This is a genomic window from Amycolatopsis plumensis, assembly GCF_042652605.1.
GTDB classification, from domain to species: domain Bacteria; phylum Actinomycetota; class Actinomycetes; order Mycobacteriales; family Pseudonocardiaceae; genus Amycolatopsis; species Amycolatopsis plumensis.
In genome coordinates, this window is record NZ_JBHSJY010000001.1 from 8,759,671 (window position 1) to 8,777,527 (window position 17,857).

At 68.7% G+C, this 17,857-nt stretch carries 14 protein-coding genes; 6 read left to right on the forward strand and 8 right to left on the reverse strand.

Going from position 1 to position 17,857, the window contains the following annotated elements; genetic code table 11:
• Nucleotides 1-47: 47 nt before the first annotated feature.
• On the reverse strand, nucleotides 48-593 hold the full coding sequence (locus ACFPLC_RS42050) for an RNA polymerase sigma factor (RefSeq protein WP_378194415.1): 546 nt from the start codon (nucleotides 591-593) through the stop codon (nucleotides 48-50).
• A 372-nt stretch (nucleotides 594-965) separates the two neighbouring features.
• On the opposite strand from ACFPLC_RS42050, the gene ACFPLC_RS42055 reads away from it, so the two are divergent.
• Together ACFPLC_RS42055 and ACFPLC_RS42060 are read left to right on the forward strand one after the other, a co-directional pair.
• Nucleotides 966-1,367, forward strand: a complete 402-nt coding sequence (locus ACFPLC_RS42055) for a hypothetical protein (protein WP_378236144.1) — start codon at nucleotides 966-968, stop codon at nucleotides 1,365-1,367.
• 479 nt (nucleotides 1,368-1,846) lie between these two features.
• Nucleotides 1,847-2,047, forward strand: a complete 201-nt coding sequence (locus ACFPLC_RS42060) for a hypothetical protein (protein ID WP_378194421.1) — start codon at nucleotides 1,847-1,849, stop codon at nucleotides 2,045-2,047.
• Between the two features lie 116 nt (nucleotides 2,048-2,163).
• Here the strand turns inward: ACFPLC_RS42060 and ACFPLC_RS42065 are convergent, their stop codons facing one another.
• A complete protein-coding gene (locus ACFPLC_RS42065; protein ID WP_378194424.1) occupies nucleotides 2,164-3,156 on the reverse strand; it encodes an IS481 family transposase in 993 nt (330 codons plus the stop codon).
• A gap of 137 nt (nucleotides 3,157-3,293) precedes the next feature.
• Here ACFPLC_RS42065 and ACFPLC_RS42070 point away from each other — a divergent pair, with 137 nt between their 5' ends.
• The gene (locus tag ACFPLC_RS42070; RefSeq protein ID WP_378194427.1) at nucleotides 3,294-3,590 is read left to right on the forward strand and encodes a hypothetical protein; all 297 of its coding nucleotides are present in this window, start codon (nucleotides 3,294-3,296) and stop codon (nucleotides 3,588-3,590) included.
• On the opposite strand, the gene ACFPLC_RS42075 is transcribed toward ACFPLC_RS42070, so the two are convergent.
• Nucleotides 3,587-3,787 (reverse strand): hypothetical protein, encoded by a 201-nt coding sequence (locus ACFPLC_RS42075; RefSeq protein ID WP_378236145.1) that lies wholly within the window; start codon nucleotides 3,785-3,787, stop codon nucleotides 3,587-3,589. The two genes, ACFPLC_RS42070 and ACFPLC_RS42075, sit on opposite strands and share 4 nt — an antisense overlap.
• A gap of 21 nt (nucleotides 3,788-3,808) precedes the next feature.
• Nucleotides 3,809-4,609, reverse strand: coding sequence for a hypothetical protein (locus ACFPLC_RS42080; protein ID WP_378236146.1), 801 nt, complete (start codon nucleotides 4,607-4,609; stop codon nucleotides 3,809-3,811).
• An 821-nt stretch (nucleotides 4,610-5,430) separates the two neighbouring features.
• Here ACFPLC_RS42080 and ACFPLC_RS42085 point away from each other — a divergent pair.
• The 3 genes from ACFPLC_RS42085 to ACFPLC_RS42095 all read left to right on the forward strand — a co-directional run bounded on the left by ACFPLC_RS42085 (nucleotide 5,431) and on the right by ACFPLC_RS42095 (nucleotide 7,139).
• Nucleotides 5,431-5,637, forward strand: coding sequence for a hypothetical protein (locus ACFPLC_RS42085; RefSeq protein ID WP_378194433.1), 207 nt, complete (start codon nucleotides 5,431-5,433; stop codon nucleotides 5,635-5,637).
• 57 nt (nucleotides 5,638-5,694) lie between these two features.
• Nucleotides 5,695-6,219 carry an RNA polymerase sigma factor gene (locus tag ACFPLC_RS42090; RefSeq protein ID WP_378194436.1) on the forward strand — a complete coding sequence of 175 codons (525 nt, stop codon included), beginning with the start codon at nucleotides 5,695-5,697 and terminating at the stop codon, nucleotides 6,217-6,219.
• Nucleotides 6,220-6,455: 236 nt separating this feature from the next.
• Nucleotides 6,456-7,139, forward strand: coding sequence for a Crp/Fnr family transcriptional regulator (locus tag ACFPLC_RS42095; RefSeq protein WP_378236147.1), 684 nt, complete (start codon nucleotides 6,456-6,458; stop codon nucleotides 7,137-7,139).
• 383 nt (nucleotides 7,140-7,522) lie between these two features.
• Here ACFPLC_RS42095 and ACFPLC_RS42100 read toward each other — a convergent pair whose 3' ends face one another.
• The 4 genes from ACFPLC_RS42100 to ACFPLC_RS42115 form a co-directional block, all read right to left on the reverse strand.
• A complete protein-coding gene (locus ACFPLC_RS42100; RefSeq protein WP_378194443.1) occupies nucleotides 7,523-10,897 on the reverse strand; it encodes a CHAT domain-containing protein in 3,375 nt (1,124 codons plus the stop codon).
• A gap of 888 nt (nucleotides 10,898-11,785) precedes the next feature.
• Nucleotides 11,786-15,064 (reverse strand): CHAT domain-containing protein, encoded by a 3,279-nt coding sequence (locus ACFPLC_RS42105; RefSeq protein ID WP_378194446.1) that lies wholly within the window; start codon nucleotides 15,062-15,064, stop codon nucleotides 11,786-11,788.
• 12 nt (nucleotides 15,065-15,076) lie between these two features.
• The gene (locus tag ACFPLC_RS42110; protein WP_378194449.1) at nucleotides 15,077-16,873 is read right to left on the reverse strand and encodes a WD40 repeat domain-containing protein; all 1,797 of its coding nucleotides are present in this window, start codon (nucleotides 16,871-16,873) and stop codon (nucleotides 15,077-15,079) included.
• Between the two features lie 18 nt (nucleotides 16,874-16,891).
• Nucleotides 16,892-17,776, reverse strand: coding sequence for a hypothetical protein (locus ACFPLC_RS42115; protein WP_378194452.1), 885 nt, complete (start codon nucleotides 17,774-17,776; stop codon nucleotides 16,892-16,894).
• Between the last annotated feature and the right edge of the window lie 81 nt (nucleotides 17,777-17,857).

Below are 17,857 nucleotides of genomic sequence, written 5' to 3' on the forward strand. Positions count from 1 at the left end.
CTCATGGGCGCGCTGTACCAGATCGCGAATGGGGTCGTGTGGCTCGGTCATCGCCCCTCGCCTCCTTGGTCGACCTGGCTAAGCCGGACAAGCTGCGGTTTGAGGACAGCACGCAGGCGCTGCACGTGGGTTCGAACGGTGGACTTGCTGATCTCGAGGTTAGCTGTGATCTCGTCATAGTTTAGTTCTTCGAGGAAGAACAGCACTGCCACAGCGCGCCGTTGGGGCGGTTGCCTGGCGATGAGCTCTCGCACGGTCTTGAGCACTACGAGTTCGTCAAGAACGTCGTCTATCCTGCTGTCCTCCACGGCCTCGGCAAGCTCGGCATCAAGTTCCGTGAGCCTGCGCTGGCGACGGTACACGTCCATGACTTTGTGAGCAGCGATCCCTACCACGTACCTGCGGTTGTCGTCGAGAGGCTCGGATTCCCTGCACGACCAGAGTCTCCACAGGTGGCAATATGCCTCTTGCGTCGCGTCCTCAGCGATGTGGTGATCACCGGCAGCTATGCGCTGAACCGCGCGCAGAACGCGGGGAGCAGTCGAGCAGTAGAACGTCTCGAAGCTCTCTGCAGACAGCACCGGCGCTCGCATACGCTTCATGTTCCCTGGTCGTGTCGGCCAACGGGGTACATGGGAGCGTCTTCCGCGGCGGTGTCACAGACCGTGACCTCAACTACTGCGCCGTCCGAGTCACGGTCGATGATTCGGCTACCAGGTGTTGCACGGGAGATGACCCGTTCGATGCTGGCTCGGCGTACGCGGTATCTCAAGAGGGCAACCACCTGTCGCATGAGCATGCTGAGCGCCGAGACAGCAGCGATGGTGAGTAGCGGAGTGGCGCTCATTCTCGTGATCCCCTCTTGGCCTTGTCTGCAGAAGACTCGGAGGACCACGGTGTCGCGTCTACAAGAAACGCAAAGAATCTTGAGCTGGTCGATGCTGCTGATCAAGCTGCTCTGATCCATGCTGACAGAGGCTGGACTTGGCTCGCCTGAGCTGTGCGGCGGTGCGGCCTGGCTGGGGGTAATCATCGGTAAGGGAACCGCGGCCGAACGGCTGCTGCCTTGTCGTCGTTGCCTTCGGGTGCCGCGAGTGCAGGTGCTGTGGAAGACCTGGCCGACGATGATCGCGGCGGTGATCCCCACCGCGCTGATCAGGGTCAGCACCACGATCAGCTCCCGCGGAACCCGGCGTCGTGGCCTCGGGCACGTGTGCGGCTCGGGCACCGCCCGCGGCCGGGGCGGGCGGGCCGGCTTCGGCGGCAGGCTGTGGCCGGCCGGGACCTGGCGCGCTCGCCGTGGCAGGGATCGACCGGAGGGCCTGTCGTCGGCCTGGCGCACGACCAGCGCCCGGTACTGGCCGTAGCTTGATCGACTCTCAGATCTTCCCGAAGTCATCGCACTTGGCGTTCCCCGGGTACTTCGTCAGCTTGCCGAGCGGGATGTTCCGGGTCGTGACGTAGATGCTGCTCACCGGCCACCCCCTTGCTCGAGCAGTTGGGTCTCGGGGCTGCCGCGGGGGTGCCTCGGGGGTGCCGCCCGGCGGCAGCCCCGAGAGCTTATGTGGGCACCAAAAGGGAGGCGCCGAGTAGGTGGATTCCCTTTGGCCGGCGAGTAAAGTAAGAAAAAATGCCTCAAATCGTCACTGAGCGTGCCGGGAGTCGGAACTCTGCGGTGTACCTGCGTAAATTGTGATTTTACCTTTACGCACAGTGATGATTGAGGAACTGGGCTTCCTCACCCATCACACTCCGCTTTGCGCAGCGCGCCAGGAGCACCGACACCACCAGCGCCTGACCTGAAGCCGAGCCCAGCGGCAGATAGGTCAGCGCGAGTGGAGCGACCGTGCTTTCGGCACTGCTGTACACCCTGATCGGCCTGCTCATCATCCTGTTGGCGTGCGCTGGCTATGTTTCGATCTTCGGCAAGGAAACCGAGCAAGGGACGCGCGCCTTCGCCGTGCTGAGGTACCTCGGCTGGCTCCTTCTCGGCGGCGGCGGCGCGTTCTACGCGTGGGCCAAGCTGCACGAGATGGGCGTCATCTGACCTTGACCGGACGCGGGCCGCTGTCCAGCCCCTTCGGGCAGCGGCCCGCGTCCGTTGAGGCTGACAAAGACCTCGCCGGGCACGGTAGCGACCAGCACCGACAGAAACGGCCAGCCCTAGGTGTGGTGTCCAGGGAGGTTAGTCAGCCGGATGACCGGTGGTTTGCCGCCGGTTGAGCTGTGGGGTCGATGATGATTGTAGAAGTGCAGCCAGCCCGGTAGTGCTGCTCGGCGTGCAGCTTCGGAAGGGTAGAAGCGGGCGTAGGCCCAGCCCTCGGCCAGAGTCCGGTGGAAACGTTCGATCTTGCCGTTGGTCTGCGGCCGGTAAGGCCGGGTCCGTTTCGGGATGATCCCCAGCTCGGCGCATGTGTCTCGCCAAGCGTGGGACCGGTAAGCCGAGCCGTTGTCGGAGAGCACTCGTTCGACGGTGACGCCCCGGTTGGCAAACCAGGCCACTGCCCGGCGCAGCACGGCGGTGGCTATCACCGCGGTTTCGTCGGTGTGGATTTCGGCGTAGGCGACGCGGGAATGGTCGTCGATGACCATGTGCACGAACGCGGTCCCGGTGCGGGGCTTGTAGTCCGCACCGCGGGCCAGGCCTGGGGTGGCGCGTTTGTTGCGCTGGCCTTGGGCCCGGCCGACATAGCGGTGCCCGCCGCCGTCGGGGATGTTGCCGAACTTGGTGACATCGACGTGCAGCAGCGACCCGGGGTGGTCGTGTTCGTAGCGGCGCAGCGGTTCGCCGGTGACCCGGTCGATGCGGGACAGGCGGTTGATCCGGCAACGGGTCAGCACCGCGTGCACGGTGGAGGCGGGCAGGCCGAGCCGGCCGCCGATCTGGACCGGGCCCAGCCTGTGCCGCCAGCGCAGCCGCACGATCGCCCGCACCACCGGGCCGGCGGTGCGGGCGGGGCTGAGGTGGGGGCGGCTGCTGCGATCCCTCATCCCGGCCACACCTTCGGCGCGGTAGCGCTCGGCCCACTTCGCGGCGGTCTTGGCGGCGACCATGAACATCTTCGCTGCTTCGGCATGGGTCCAGCCCTGCTCGACGATCAGGCGGGCGAGCCGTAGCCGGGTGCGTGGGGTCAGGGTGGCGTTAGGGTGGGACACGAAGGCCTCCGGCAGGTGTGTGGTTCCTAGACAGCTCCACTTCACAACCGGAGGCCTTCACCTGTCTGCACGACAGGCCGCCAGTGGTCACCCCAACTCGGGACAACGTCCCTGGACATCACACCTAGGCTCACGGCGTGAGCTTCGACGAGATCGTCGTGAACGCCAGCGTGCTCGACGGGCTGCCCGGCATCGGCTGGCCGCCCGTGCCCGTCGCCGTGGTACGGGCACGCGCGGCCGCCGGGATGACGGCCGACGAGCTCGCCGGTGCATTTCGCAGCTTCACGTCGACCGGGGTGGCGCAAGCGCTGGCGATGCCAGCCCGGCAGGCGTTGCCGCCCGGCGGGATCACCGCCACCCAGTACGACCAGCTGTCCGAAGACGTGTGCGCCTGGATCGAGGTCGTCGACGGCCAGATCGTCGCTCGCCGCTAGCCCAGTAGCGCTCGAGGTGTCGGCGAGATCAAAGTTGACTTTCGCCAGGCCGTCGAGCTGAAGCTCATCGAGAAGTTCGCGATGCGTTCTACGTCGAAACCTCGCGTGGCGAGGACGGTGTCCACATCGCGTTGGCCCGGCTCGGTCAAGTACAGGAGCACCGCGGCTCGGTGCTGTTCGTGTTTTGTGTTCGGCATCGTGGATTCCTGGGAAACGGGTCAGAATGTGATGGAGTGCAGGGCTTCAATGCTGGCCTTTGCCCAGTCCTGCGCACCGGCAGCCGTACCCGCGACCACCCCGGTGGCGATCGGCGCGAGGATGCCGCGCAACCCCCTGACGGCCCGTCGCAGGCGCCCCGGTTCGGGTGCTTTGGTGCCAGTGATCTCCACCAGCACCTCATTCCCTGCTTCTTCGGCATCGCGAAGCTCGGCCTCTGCCAGCCCGACCTGCGGAAACTGTTGCAGCAGGTCGGTGACCAGCTTGGCGAGCGCCTCATAGCCGGGGGCTACGGTGCGGCTGGCGTTCTGCTGGTTCTGCGTGACCGCCTCGTGTCCCCACGCCACCTGCGCACCGATCATGTCTCCGTTGAACACTGGGCCGTGGTAGTTCGTCACTTTTGCACACTCCGCCTCGATCGCCTGCTGCAGCCGTTCCAATTTATCCGTCATTGCCTCGACGGTGCGCACAGCTTCCGTTCCGGAAGTCCCCTTGACCGTGACCATGTAGTTCGGGGTGACGACGGTGAATTCCTTGTCCTTGTTCCCGGCCATGAACGCCAGTACGACGTCCCGCACGGCCCACGCCACAGCCCCGGCGGCCGGCACCGACAGGATCTCCAGCATGGGGCCGTTGACCACCGAATGTTCGAGCGCGGGGTACGCACGAAGACCTTCAGCTTCGAGTAGCGCACACAACTCGTCGGCATAGGCCGGGGTCACCCGCAGCAGCACTTCGTTCGGCCTGCCGTAGACATTCAGTACGATGTCGGCCAGCCAATTAAGGTCCGGTCCTTGCCGCACGTGGTGATTATTAGATGTGCTCACAGCAGAACTGTAGCGGCCGAGCTATCGGCAGTCGCACGGATGAACCGTCAGAACACGGACGCGGTCATCGCCGAAATCCGCACCTGACCCACCGCACCTCTCGGGCACGATTAGCCGCGACCTCCGGGCTCGTGCGGGGTGGCTCCGTGGCGGTTCCGGTTCCCAGCAGGGGGCGACGGGGCACGTCCGCGTTGTGGCGCAGGCTCTTCACCGGCCGGGTTCGTTGCTGCTCGAACCGCAGCTCGACGCCGGCGATCGGCGGCGCGTCCTCTCGAGGGGCCAGGGACACGCGCGAAAGGGGCAATGAGGGCTGAACGTGCTGGTCAGGTCCGCACCGTGGCGAGGGCGTGTTGCCCCGCAGTCGCGAGGGGTGACCTGGTGCTTGTCGGGGACCCGCTCGTCCGGCGACGACATGGCTTCCCATGCTTGATCGCCACTCCGAACGAGTTGGCTACCCCGGCTTCGTCCAGTGTGCGGACCCGTTCGGTCAACTGCCAGCATCCGTTGATCGTGGCGTAGTACGCGCACGCGCCGGTCGACGCGGTCCTCGGCGACAGCCCGCAGCAGCGTGACCTTCGCTGGAGTTTTCTGCTGGGCATGCCATTCCCTCTCGCAGGCGGTGAGGCGCCGGCTGCCTCCCGGATGGTTTCGGCCTGCGAGCGCCGCCGGCCGGTCCTGCAGGCCCTCGCGATGGGTGATCCGCCTGCGCACCGGGATCGGGTCAGCCAGCACCCCAGTGGGTCCAGCAGGCGCACCGCGCGATTGCACAGAACTCGCGTTTTCGCATCTAGCACTCCATGAGCCTCGAATTGAACGGCGGAGACCGCACTCCGCAGGCCCCAGGCCCCGGGGACAGCAACAGCGCCTTCGTCATCGTCTGCAACGCGGTCATCGCGGGGCTGACCAGCCTCTATGTCACGACCCAGTCGGTTGCGGTGGTCGCCATCGCCGCGGGCGTTCTTGTCGTCTTGGCGCTCGTCGTTGCATACACCCGGCGACGCTGAGTTCGGACTGTGATCGGAGATTCCGTAACGAGGCGACTCTCGATGGTGGACTGAGTAGTGGACGAGGACGGGGAGGTGGGACCTGCGGTGTCACATGACGAGGCGTTCGACGCGTTCTTCCGTACGCACGTGCTCGCAGAGGTCCAGCACCTCGTTCGATGCGGTTTCAGCCCGGACAGCGCGACGGAAGCGGTAGAGGAAGCCATGCTGACCCTATACGTACGCTGGGCAGAGATCGAGAACCCGAGAGGTTGGATCCGGGCAACCGCACGGGGTCACGCCTTGACCATCACCAAGCGGCAGTTCGCTGTCATGCCTGACGACATCGAGCGCCAGAATCCAGCGTTTCGGCACTACGATGAAGATCCGATCATCCAGCAGGAGTCGAAAGCGAGGATCACTCAGCTTTTGTCCGGGCTGTCACCCAGACGGCGGGCGGTGCTGTCTGCCTGGCTGGGAGGCCTCGACGATCAGGAGATAGCCGCGGAGCTGAGGATCAGCGAGGCGACCGTCCGCTCGCACAGACGTTACGGCCTCGCCGACGTTGCCAAAAAGCTGAGGTCGGAAGGAGGTCTGTCGTGACTGACAACGAGCACGCCGAAGCGGAGGCAATCCTGCGGCAGGCCGACGCCGAGCTAGGCCGCGAGCTGAGCGCCCGCACGGACGTCGAGGCCATGCTCAAGCGGGTGAAGGGCCGGGCAGCAGCATCGCGAGTCAGCGAGCCAGCGGTAGAGCGTTCGCAGGGCTCGGCGGCCGTTCCTCGCCGAAGGGAGCCCGAGCGCGTGCACTACGGAGATTCGGCTCAGGAGACAAGCGCGGTGGCGACTGCCACCAGGCCAGACCATGGGGCGTTCCTGGCCTACCTCGCCGAAGCCGATCGCGAGTACCTGCTCGCCCGGGGCACGCGCCGCCGGTTCCGGGCGAACGACGTCGTGGTCATGGAGGGTGATCCGTCCAACCACGTCCACGTGCTGGTTTCCGGCTGGGTACGCGTCTCCACGATCGTCGAGGACGGACGTGAGGTGCTCTTCGGGCTGCGCGGCCCCGGTGAGGTGCTGGGTGACCTCGCGGCAGTCACCGGGCTGCCCCGGTCGGCGTCGGTGCGGGCGATCGAGCCCTGTACCGTCTTCCAGCTGACCGGGGCGGAGTTCGTCGACGTTCTGCAGGCCCGGCCCGCCATCGCCATCGCGACGATCAAGACTGTCGCCGTGCGGCTGCGTGCTGCCGAGTCAGCACGTATTGATTCCGCGGCGTTCGACGTGAGCCGCCGCGTAGCCGTGCGGCTGGTCCGACTGGCTGAGGAACACGGCCGGCGCGTCCCGGAGGGCGTGGTCATCGAGGCCGCGCTGTCGCAGGAGGACATCGCCGGGCAGGTCGGCGCCGCCCGACGCACGGTCGCGCGCGCCCTGCGCGTCCTGCGGGAGCGTGGGATCATCGAGACCGGTCGGCGCCGGATCCTTATCCGCGAGCCGCGCGTCCTGCGCGCCTTCGCCCGCTCTTAGTCAGGCACGGAAGCAGCAAGCAATACGACCTCCCGGACCTACGTAGTCATCGTCGCCACCCGGGTCTGACGGCGACGTCTAGGCGCATTCGGCTCCTTGCCGAGGTCCAACGACCGCTCTCTCCGTTGCCTAGCTTCAACATGGTTCCCTCGTGGCGATCCGCAGCCGCCCAGCGGGAACGTGGGACCGCAGTAGGCACGGGCCGATATCGCCATCACCGCGCTCGGCCTACCTCGGCGCGACAGTCGCCGGCACCTGCGCGATCTCGGTGTGCCGCGCGAGCAGCTGCGGCAACTGAGATACCGCACTGAGCCGGTTTCCCTGCAGGCGCCAGCTCAACCAAGACGGGCTTCCGTTCCTCTCGCGCGGGTCGTCGCGCGCGACTACGGGCCGAGATGAACGTAGGCGGCCCACAAGGCCGGCTGGCTGGGGAACAGTTCGCGCAGCGAACGCACAGTGTCGTGTAGTGCGGCGGCCGCCGCCGCCGCGGGCTGACCCGGCCGGGGCATCCCCTTGTACAGCCGGGTTGCGGCCTTGGTGGCGACGGCGTCCTGGATCGACCATAGCGTCCCCACCACGTGCCGGTAGCCGGCCAGTTGCATCGCGCCGACGACGGTGATGGCTTCGTCCGCCAGGTGGGTTCCGGCACGCGCGGTGTCACACGCGGACATGAAGGCGAACTCGGCGCTGCGCAGGTGCATGGTCGTGATCTCTCGGATCATCAAGGGGCGGTCGTGTAGCACGAGGCGCCCACGGGACGGGTTGTCCAGGTCTTGGACTCCGTGGCAGGCGAAGTGCGCCCAGGAGTGTCGGCCGAGCTGCTCCAGCACGGTCGGCACGTTAGCGTTGCCATCGGCGAGCTGGGTGGTTTCGGTGTGCGCGGCGATCGCTGCGACCTCGGCGGCGGCGCCGGGTAGTTCCGGGTGGTCGGGCGTAACGGAGACGCACACGGTCAGCAGGCGGTTCGGCGCCGGTTCGGCGGTTCGTTGCCGCGCGTGGATGAGAGCACGCAAGGTGGGCGTGTAGGAGGAGATTACTCGATCCAGCACACCGGGCGCCGTTCCCCGCGCTGCGGCGTGCAACGGCAGCAGGGTGAGCAGTCCGGTGGGACACCACCAGACACGGCCGCCGTCGTGGTGGTCGCCGAGAGCGTCGAGGACGGGTGCGGCGATCGCGTCCCAGAGCCAGCCGAGGACGTCGGTGATCGTGCCGCGCGCAGCGAGTACCGCTGTCAACGTAGCCGAGGAGCTGTGCAGGGCGTTGATGGCCTTGGTGAATCGAGTGACCTCGGCATCCGCTTTCGTCTCGGTGAGTTTCGGCAGCGGCACTGCTCGGACACCGAGTGCGGTGACGATCAGGGCGTCGGACCGGTAGTCGCTCGTGTTGACGACGATCACCGGGCCGCCAGAGGCCGCGGGCAGGAACGACTCGAACCGGGCCGGGCGCATGAAGTCCTGGAATCCGTTCGATCGGCGGATCTGCGCCAGCAGCTCGTCCCGGCGGACCGCGAGTTTCGACCGTCCGTCGTCACGGTCGGCCACGTCCTCGCTGGCACCGGGGGCAAAGGAGCCATGTTGCAGTGCGTCCAACACGTCGGCCAGCTCATCGGCCAGTTCGGGCAGGTGAAGACGCAAATCGTCATAGGCGGTACGGGCATCGAGCGTGCGGGCCAGCAACACACCTCGGCCGTGTTCAAGCAACTCGACCGCGCGTTCGGGCCGGCCGCAGGCGATGGCGAACGCTGCCGCGTTGCGCGCGAGACCGGCCACACGCGCGAGTTGCCGTTCCTGGTCAGCTCGGCCAAGACCGCGCCACACCAACGTGTCGATCAGTTCGACCGCGGCGGCGTATCCGTCGAGCGCCTCCGAAAGGTGCCCGGCTCGTGCGGCGGCCTGCCCCCACAACTCCGCAGCCAGCACCCGCGTCCACGCCGGTGCGGTCTCCACCGCCACCGCGTCACGGAGTGACCCCAGTGCCGCTGCAGCCGTGGCCCGGTCGCCGGTCACCCGCGCCCGGGTCCACAACAGACGCCCCAGGTCGTATAGGTGTGTCGCCCGCTCGACTCGTTCGCCGGGAGAGTTGTCAAGCGCGGTCCGGTAGGCGCCGATCGCTTCGTCCAGCGTCGTCGGGTCCCCGGTGGCCCGGTATTCGTCGACGAGGGCCTCTGCCAAGCTGCTCCAGTGAAATCCGGCCATGACGCCGTGGGCGTCCTCGGTCTCGACAGCCTGCCGGTGCAGTGAGATCGCCTCCTCCAGATCGGATCCGTCACCGGTCTTGCGGTACCGCTCGCGGAGGGCATTGGCCAGCTGGGAGATGCCTATTTTTGCGCCGCTGTCGTCGGTTCCGATGGTGGTAGCGGTCCGGAAGATTTCGATCGCCCGGTCGAGATCGTCCGGGTCAGTGGCCGACTGCGAACGCCCGAGAAGAGCGGCGCCGTATGCCCGCAACCGGGAGTGCCGGTAGACGTCGTCAGGCCTCGTCGTTTCCACGGCAGCACCCAGGATTTCGATTGCTTCGTCGAGTGCCCCCGTGGCGCCCACGCTGTCGTGCTTGATGCGCAGGGCCGTGCCGAGACTGCTCAACCGCTGTGGTCGCTGGTGGTGCCCTGCCGGGGTCGCCGCCACCGCCGCCCGGAGCGCGCTCAGAGCCTCTTCCAAGGTCGCCAGGTCCCCGGAGCGAAAGTACTTCCGCTGCAGGTCGGAACCCAGATTGGCCAGGTACAAGGGGCGACGCGCATGCCCCTCGGGGGTGATCTCAGCGGCCCGACGCTGCAGGCTGATCGCTTCGACAAGCGACTCGGCGTCGTCGAACCGGTCCGCTCGCTTGCCGAGCGCGTTACCGAGGTTCGAAAGCGCTAGGGCGTAGTCGTCGCGGCGGCCGGCCGTGGCCTCAACCGCCCGGCGACCGACCTCGATCGCCGATTCCAGGTGCTCGGCCCTTCCCTCGAGGTCGAAGGCCAGGTTCAGCGCATCGCTGAAGTGCACCAGGCACACCGCCAGATCGGGACCGTCCGCAGCAGCGTCGTCCACGGCCTCTCGGAACACCGCTATCGCCTGCCGGAGCAATGCACCCTCGCCGGTGAGCTCGTACGCACGGATAAGGGCCACGCCGAGGTCTGATGCCCGTCCTAGCCAGGAAGAGTCACCTCGCGGCGTTCTGGCCACGACCGCCCTGCTGACCATCAGAAACTCGTCCAGCACGCTTTTCGGCGCACCCAGTTCGAACCGCAACAGCAGCGCCCGCGCCAAATTGGCCATGACCATGGCCTGCATATCGGAGTGCCGGTCGGTCAGCTCGACGAGCCCCCGCAAGCCGTATATGGCTTGCTCAGCCAGAGCTACGGTGCCTTCCGACCGCACGATCTCGAGGAGCTTGCACGCTTCTTCGTTCTTCGAGTCAACGACGGCATCGAGGGGTAGCGCGCCCCGCCGAGGCGGGGCATAGATGTTGCCAAGAGCTTCGGGGACCGTGTCCGGCAAGACTTCGTGCACGATGCTGAACAGCCCGAACGCGAAGCGCCGGTCGCCCTCGGACGATCGCTCGCCGAGCAAACGACCCCGGAAGTGGTACAGGTTCGCCATGACGACGACTCCGTCGAAAATACGCTCCGGACTATCGCGTCGTCGGAGACCCGATATCGCGGCTTCGACCTCGTCGGCCTCGGCCAGCGCCGCCGGGTCGATGACGGCGTCCGCGTCTTCGGTGCAGCGGAAGCGCAGCAGCCGACGTCGTAGAACTTCGATCGGGTCGGGGCTCATGTGCACCACTCATCAGGGGCAGGAGTCCGCAACGGCCAGGTCCACTGCCCCGATTTCACCTCGGCCTGCCGCCCGCCGGTGAGAACCGTGCCCGGCGCAGCGCCGAACCGGACAATCGTGCCACACAGGGCCACAGTACCGGATCGGACCGAAAGCACAGGGCTCGCCTCCACCGGGCTGTACTAGGTGAACCGCACGATGGTCGCAAGTGACGCCGTGCATATCAGGCAAAGACTGTTTCGGTCCAGACCGGTGAACGGGGCAATCCACGCGGCGACGCTGCGATCACGTCAACCATGCCAACGTGATCAACTACCGAACTGGCCAGCCCAACACCGGGTCACGAGACATCCCTTGGACGACTTAGCTTGACCAGCCCCTCAGCACTCCCCGCCGAGTTCGGCTCAACTCAGCTCCGGCTCACCTCATTCCGGCATTCAAGCGGAGGGGACCCGAACGCTACCTGTCGGCGAATCGTGAGCTCGAAAAGGGCGACGCGTTCCTTATGTTGTTATTCTTGGAATCTTTGATCGAAATTGATTTGAGGGAACTTAATTTCATTAGGGCTCGCCACATAGGACATTATACAGAAGAATCAGAGCACTCGCCCACCTTACCCGCCGGCATCAGGCGCCGGGAGTCCGGGCCATGAACGGACGGGTCACATCGGTTACTTCCTCAGCGAGGTGTCGATGGGAAGCGGATGATGACGACTGCCACCCGTCCACGACGTTATCTTCAGCCTCGACGAGCAGGCTCCAGCGGTGACATTTCCCGCCCTTGCCCTTGTTGCAACTCGACACCAGCCAAGAACGCCAGGAGGGCCGGACTCGAACCACAGGAGCACAAGCACATGCTGGTCCCGACGAAAGACGCGTTACCGGCCGCTCAGGGGCCGCTGTGGACGAGGGCGGCCCAGAGGTCTGGGCGGTCCGGGTGTTCCGCGCGCAGCTCGCGGGTCACCCGGTACAGGATCGTGGCCGCGTTGTCGGCGACCGGGGTGTCCGGCAGGCCGTCGTAGAACGCCTGGGCCGCTTTCATGGCGATCTCGTCTGCGAGGGGCCAGAGGGTGGCCACGACGTGCCGGAATCCGGCGAGCTGGAACGCCGATGCCAGGTGCAGCACTTCGTCGGCGTGGCGGACGCCGTGGTTGGCGGTCGCGCACGCTGACAGGTATGCCAGTTCCGCCTCTTCCAGACGCAGGCCGCCGATCTTCGGCAACTTCAGGATCCCGTCGTGGAGGATCAAGCCACCTTCGGCCGGGGAGATCGGGTCGGTGACCGCGTGGCACGCGAAATGGGCCCACGTTGACTTCGTCAAGGCGGTGAGCACCTCGTCGGTGACCGCGTCGGCGTCGCGCAGCGGGATTCCGGGCAGGGACTCCGCTTCGGCCGCCGCGCCTGCCAAGTCCGGGTGGCCCGGTGTGTGCCGCATCGCCACGACGAGCCCGCGGCGGGCCTGGGCCGGGGGTCGCTTGCGGGCGTCGCGCAATCCGCGCAGCGACGGGACGTACGACGACACCAGTGCGTCGAGGGCTCCGGGTTGTCCCGGGTGGCCCGCGGCGTGCAGGGGCAAGAGGCCGAGTGCAGCGGTCGGTACCCACCACACCCGATGCGGCCTGTCGGACGGGGGCAACGCGTGCACTACGGGTTCGACGACGGCGTCCCATAACCACTTCAGCGTCTCCGGCACGACGCGGCGGCGGCGCAACCGGCGGGCCCGCGACTCGTCCGCGAACGCGTCCAGCAGCGCCGCCACCCGGGCGTCTCCGTCGCGCAGGCCGGTCAGCGCGACCATGCTGGGGTCGGCGTCGGCGCGGACGAGGACCGCGTTGCCGCCGTGCCGGTCCGCGTTGATGAGCACTGTCGTGCCCGTCTCCGGCCGCAGGTCGGACTCCCGCGGTGCGGCGAGGAACTCCTCGAAGCCCGGCAAGGCGCGGATTTCGCCGAGGAGATTGTCGTAGTCCGACCACCAGCGCTTCCGCTCGTCGGCCGGGAAGCCGGGGGTGTTGAGCCGCTCGCACACCCACTCGAACCGGTCGGCCACCCGCGGCTGCCGTTTGGCCAGGTCGGCGAGGTCGACGCGGGTGTTCGCCTCGGCGGCCAGCAGCACCCCGCGGCCCAGTTCAGCCGTCTCCATCGCCCCCGCCGGGTCGCCGATCGCGCAGTGCGCCGACACCGCCGCTTCGACCAGGCCGATCCTGTCGCCGACCCGCTGTTGCCGGTCCGCCCAGCCGGCCTCCCGGGGCGGCAAGGACGGCAACAGGGCGATCGCCGAGTCCAGGACCGGCGCCGCGATGCCCGCCTGCCCGGCGGCCAGCGCGAGGTCACCCACCGCGTGCCGGGCAGCCACCTGGTCGACCAGGGACGCCGCGCGCGACCCGGTGACATCCCGCACGAGTCCCTCAAGCAGCTCCGGCTCGAGCTGCCCACCGTTTTCCACGTGGGCGAGCAGGGCACCGGCGAAGACGGCGGCCAGCCGCATCCCTCCGGGGTGCTCAGTGCCGTTCGAGCCCGCCTGCCGCCAGGCGCGTTCGCTCAGCTCCACGGCCGCGTCGAGGTCGGCGGCGTCCCGCTCCACCCGGTACCGGTCGAGCCGGGCCTCCGCGAGCGCCGACCGGCGCCACAGCAGGTCGACGTGGTCTTCCGGCGTTCCGTCGACGGCCTGGGCGCTCAGTTCGACCGCCCGGCTCAGGTCGGCCGGGTCCGCGCCGGAACCGTTGCGGGTGCGGTAGGCCGCGGCCAGGTCGGCGAGGCGGGCGGGGCGGGACACGTCGGTGGCCGCAGTCGCGGCCACCGCGCATTCCCCGAGCTCGATTGCGCGGTCCAGGTCCGGCCGGGCCGACGTCACCAGGTAGCGGGTCTGACAGGCGCGGCTGAGCGTCGCCGTCCACTCCGGCGGGCAGCCGTCGGTCACGAGTGGCTCGGTCAGCTCCACCGCGCGGTCCAGTTCGGCGCGCACCCCGCTGCGGGCGTGCCAGGTCAGGAGGATCGCGGCGAGCGTCACCGCCGCTTCGGCCCGGCCGGGCTGGTGGGCAGGGAAGCCTTCGTAGGCCCACCGGGCCAGCGTGGTCGCGCGCTCCAAGTCCGGTTCGGACCCTTCAGTCAGGTAGCGGCGATGCCGGGCCACCGCGGCCATGCGCAGCAGTTCCGGCCGGCCGGGGTCGTCGTCCGGGATCGCGGCCAGGGCCTGGTCACCGATACGCACCGCATGCTCGAGGTCAGCCCGCTCGCCGCCGTACTCGTGCTTCGCCAGGAACACCGCAGCGATCTCGGCTGCGTGCTCGGTGGCCACCTTGGGCTCGCCGGCGGCCAGCGCGGCCGCGCGCACCAGGTCCGGCAGAGAGCTGTCCCGGCGGAAGCGGCGCAGCAGCGTGACGCTCAGTTCGACGGGGTCCGCGGCCCGCTCGGCGTGGGCCACCGCTCGGTCCAGCGCCTCGGGCTCGCCGGTCCGGTCGTAGCGGAGCCGGTAGGCGGTGGCCAGCTTCGCCGACGCCTGCTCGTCCGCGGGTTCCACCTGTTCGAGCAGGTCGATCACGCGCTGCAGGTCCTGGAGGTCGGCGTGCAGTGCGTAGCGGCAGCGATAGGCCTCGGCCAGGCGGTCGCGGGTTTCGGCGTCCGGCGCGAGTTCCACGGCCTGCTCACCGGTCTCGATGGCCCGCTCGAGGTCGTCGCTCGAGCCGGACCGTTCGTAACGGCGGCGGTGCGCGAGGCACAGCAGGGACAACAGGTCCGGCCGGCCTGGCGCGGACGGAGTGATGAGCTGGATGCCCGCGTCCAGCAACGCCTCGTCTGGATTCGCCAGGGACGCCGCGAGCAGGTCGGTACCGGCCCGTGCCTGCTCGTGCGGGTCGGTGAACCGGCCGATCAGGGCTTCCAGGTCCGGTGGCACGTGCCGGTGGTCGCCGGCGACGAACTCCAGGCACACTACGGCTTTCGCCAGGTCCACGGGCTCTCGGCGAAGCCGGTACCGCAGGTGGTGGAACCGCCCGAGTAGGACGTGGGCCGCCTCGAGCCGGTGGGCGAGCGGCGGCGGAGCCGTGCCGCGGTCGATCGCGCGCACGGTCTGCCACAGTGCCGCGGACTCGGTTTCCGCGGCCGGCTCGAACACCGGGGCGCCCGGCTCCAACAAGTCCCGGAGGAGTTCGATCTGCTCGTCGATCAGCATCGGCCGCTCCCTTCAGAGATCCAGCCGGAACATCCGCGCCGGCGCGCCGTCCTGACGGCCCACCGCCAGCAGCAACCCGCCGTCCGGCCGGGCCGCGAGGGCCACCGCGTGCGGGAAATCCGGCCGCCCGCTCGTCGCCGTGGCCAGCTCCACCCCGGATTCCGCGTCCCAGAGGACGGTGCGGCCGCCGTCGGTCGCCGCGACCGCCACCCGCAGGTCGGGCAGCACCGCCATGGCCACCGCCGACTCGCGCGCGTCCGGCAGGGAGAATGTCCGCACGGGCTCGCCGGTCAGGCCGTCCCACACCCGCACGGTGGCGCCCACCGCCACCGCGACCCGGAAGGACCGGTCCGCCAGCGTCACCACGGCCACCTGCGGCCCCCGGATATCCGCGTCGTCCCGCTCAATCGTGAATCGGTGCAGCCGCTGCCCGGCCGTCACGTCCCACACGTGCACCGACGCGGTCATGCTGTCGTCGGTCCCGGCCACGACGCACACGTGCCCGTCGGGCAGCACGGCGGTGGCGACCGACCACACGATGTCGACGCTCGGCCGGCCCGCTTCCAGCACAGCGATCTCCCCGCGGGTGTCCGGCTCCCAGACCCGCACGGTCGCGTCGTCGCTGCCGGTGACCAGCCAGGGGATCTCGTCGGGCGGGCAGACCCACGCGACCGCGTTCACCGGCGAGCGGTGCGCCTCGATCTCTCGCACCGGCTTCCCCTCCTGCGCTGTCCACTCCCGGGCCAGCCCGTCCTTCCCGCCGGTGGCCAGCACGACCTGGCCATCCTCGAGCGCGACCAGCCCGACCGACAGCACCCATTCGCTGTGGCCGACCACATTGCGCAGCTGCCGGCCGTCGCGGGCGCTCCACATGCGTGCCGCGCCGTCGTGCGCTGAGGCGAGCAGCACCCGCCCGTCGGCGAGGGCGAGGAGTACCAGGGCGTTGGCCCGCAGTTCCGGGTTCTCGTCCTGCCACTCTGCCGGGGTGACGTCCTCGAGGTGGGCCTCCCCCGGTCCCCAGTCCCGGGGCGCGGCCGTCATGCCGCGCACTCGTCGGGGCGCTGCAGAGGGGGGTGTGCGGGGCCAGGTCATCCGGCTGGGCGGCGCGCCGTACAGGTATTCGTGGTCGTCTTCGTTCATCACCGTGCCGTCGCCCAGCACCTTCAGACCCTTCGGGAGCGAGGAGGCGGGATCAACCGGGACCTCGGGCAGATCACTCCACCGGTAGCGGAATTCTTCGTCCGCGTGGTCGTGCACCTCCCGCTCGTATGCCGCGGCCGCGGCATCGCGGTCCGGGTAGTCGACGACGCGGTAGTCCGAGCCCGGATCGATCGCGATCGTCACCGCGTGCCGCTCGGCACCGGTGTCCGGATCCATGAACGTCACCGCCTCGATGGCGCCCCCGAACAGCGCGTGCGCCTCGGTCTCGTGGAAACGGCGGCCGTCGGCCAGCGCGTCCAGATACCGGTCCCACCGCTCGTCCTTGTCCTCGCCCCAGTGCCCGAACAGGCAGTTTCCCCCGGTGTCGTAGAGCACCCGCGATGCATCCGGCGGACGCAGTTCGTCGAACGGCGCGCGGTCGCACGGGGTTTCGCGCCACGTCCCGCGGTGGCGGCGCATCAAGTCCTTGATCGCTTCCCAGGCCGTGCGCTTGTCCGGGAACAACCGGCGGCCGAAGCCCGTGTGGTCCACGTAGTACCCGCGTTCCAGTGTGCCGACCTGGATGTGCACCTGCTCGTCCAGCGGGCCATGGTCGGTCAGCTTCCACTGCATGAGCGGGTGCGGTGCCCCGCTGTCCTCGGCTTCCACCGGCTCCCCCAGCGAACGTCATCGCCCTTTCCGGACGATCTCGGTGATCTTCTTGCCCTGCTCGAGGGTGAGCACTCCCGATTTCTCCGGATCGTCCACCCCGAGCGCCCGCGCGAGCGTCGTGCCGTGCAGGTCCACGGCGGCCTCGGACAGTGCTCCCAGGTCGCCGATCGCGGCACGTGCGCGAGCCCACCCCGTGACACCGAACGCCAGCCCCGCCACCGCCGCCGGCCACCAGAAAACCGCCAGTACCAGGTACGGCAGCGACCAGGTGCCGGTCGCGACCGCGGCCGCGAAGCTCGCCTCGGCCGCCGTGATCTCCGCTCGCACGGTGTCCGGCAGCACCAGCCACAGCCGCGGCCACCCGAACGTCAGGTCCAGCCCGTACCGGGCCAGCGCGACCTGTTCCACCGCGTGCACGCGATCGCCCATCCACGTCGGCCGCCCCGGCTCGGCGAGCGCGATCCGGTTCGCCTTCCCGGCCAGGCGATCAGCGGCCGCCCGGCGCTCGGACTCTTCCCCGCTCACGGCTCGCCGCTGGCCGACCAAGTCCAGCCAGCGCCGGCGGCGCGCCCGCACCCGCCACTTCAGCAGCGGCGCCGGCCAGCGGCCGAGCCAGACCAGCCGCGTCAGACCCGCCAAGGCCTGCACCACCAGGCCGACCCCGGCCGTGCCGAGCAGCGCGAGGACTAGCAGCACGAGCTGAAGACCCACCGGCAGCCGCGAAGCCGTCGCCGCGAAGGTGTCCACCCCTTGCCGGAACCGGGACCAGTCCAAGGCGGCCCGATGCCGCTGCCACCCGCCCACAATGGCGACCGCTAGGAACCCCGCGCCGGGAAGCACGAGCAGCGCGAGCCACCGCTCCGCCAGCTTCTTCGCCAGCTCCTCGAAGAACCTGCCCACTACCGCCGCCTCACCTCCGCACCTGCAAGACCGCACGAGCCTAGTGGCCCCCGTGCCGCGTCGGTGGCGTTTGCCGGAAGC

Bases quoted from the DNA above. Each gene is read 5' to 3' on its own strand.
- ACFPLC_RS42050 (WP_378194415.1), bottom strand. From the start codon at position 593: ATGCGAGCGCCGGTGCTGTCTGCAGAGAGCTTCGAGACGTTCTACTGC.
- ACFPLC_RS42055 (WP_378236144.1), top strand. From the start codon at position 966: ATGCTGACAGAGGCTGGACTTGGCTCGCCTGAGCTGTGCGGCGGTGCG.
- ACFPLC_RS42075 (WP_378236145.1), bottom strand. From the start codon at position 3,787: ATGCCGAACACAAAACACGAACAGCACCGAGCCGCGGTGCTCCTGTAC.
- ACFPLC_RS42085 (WP_378194433.1), top strand. From the start codon at position 5,431: ATGAGCCTCGAATTGAACGGCGGAGACCGCACTCCGCAGGCCCCAGGC.
- ACFPLC_RS42100 (WP_378194443.1), bottom strand. From the start codon at position 10,897: ATGAGCCCCGACCCGATCGAAGTTCTACGACGTCGGCTGCTGCGCTTC.
- ACFPLC_RS42105 (WP_378194446.1), bottom strand. From the start codon at position 15,064: ATGCTGATCGACGAGCAGATCGAACTCCTCCGGGACTTGTTGGAGCCG.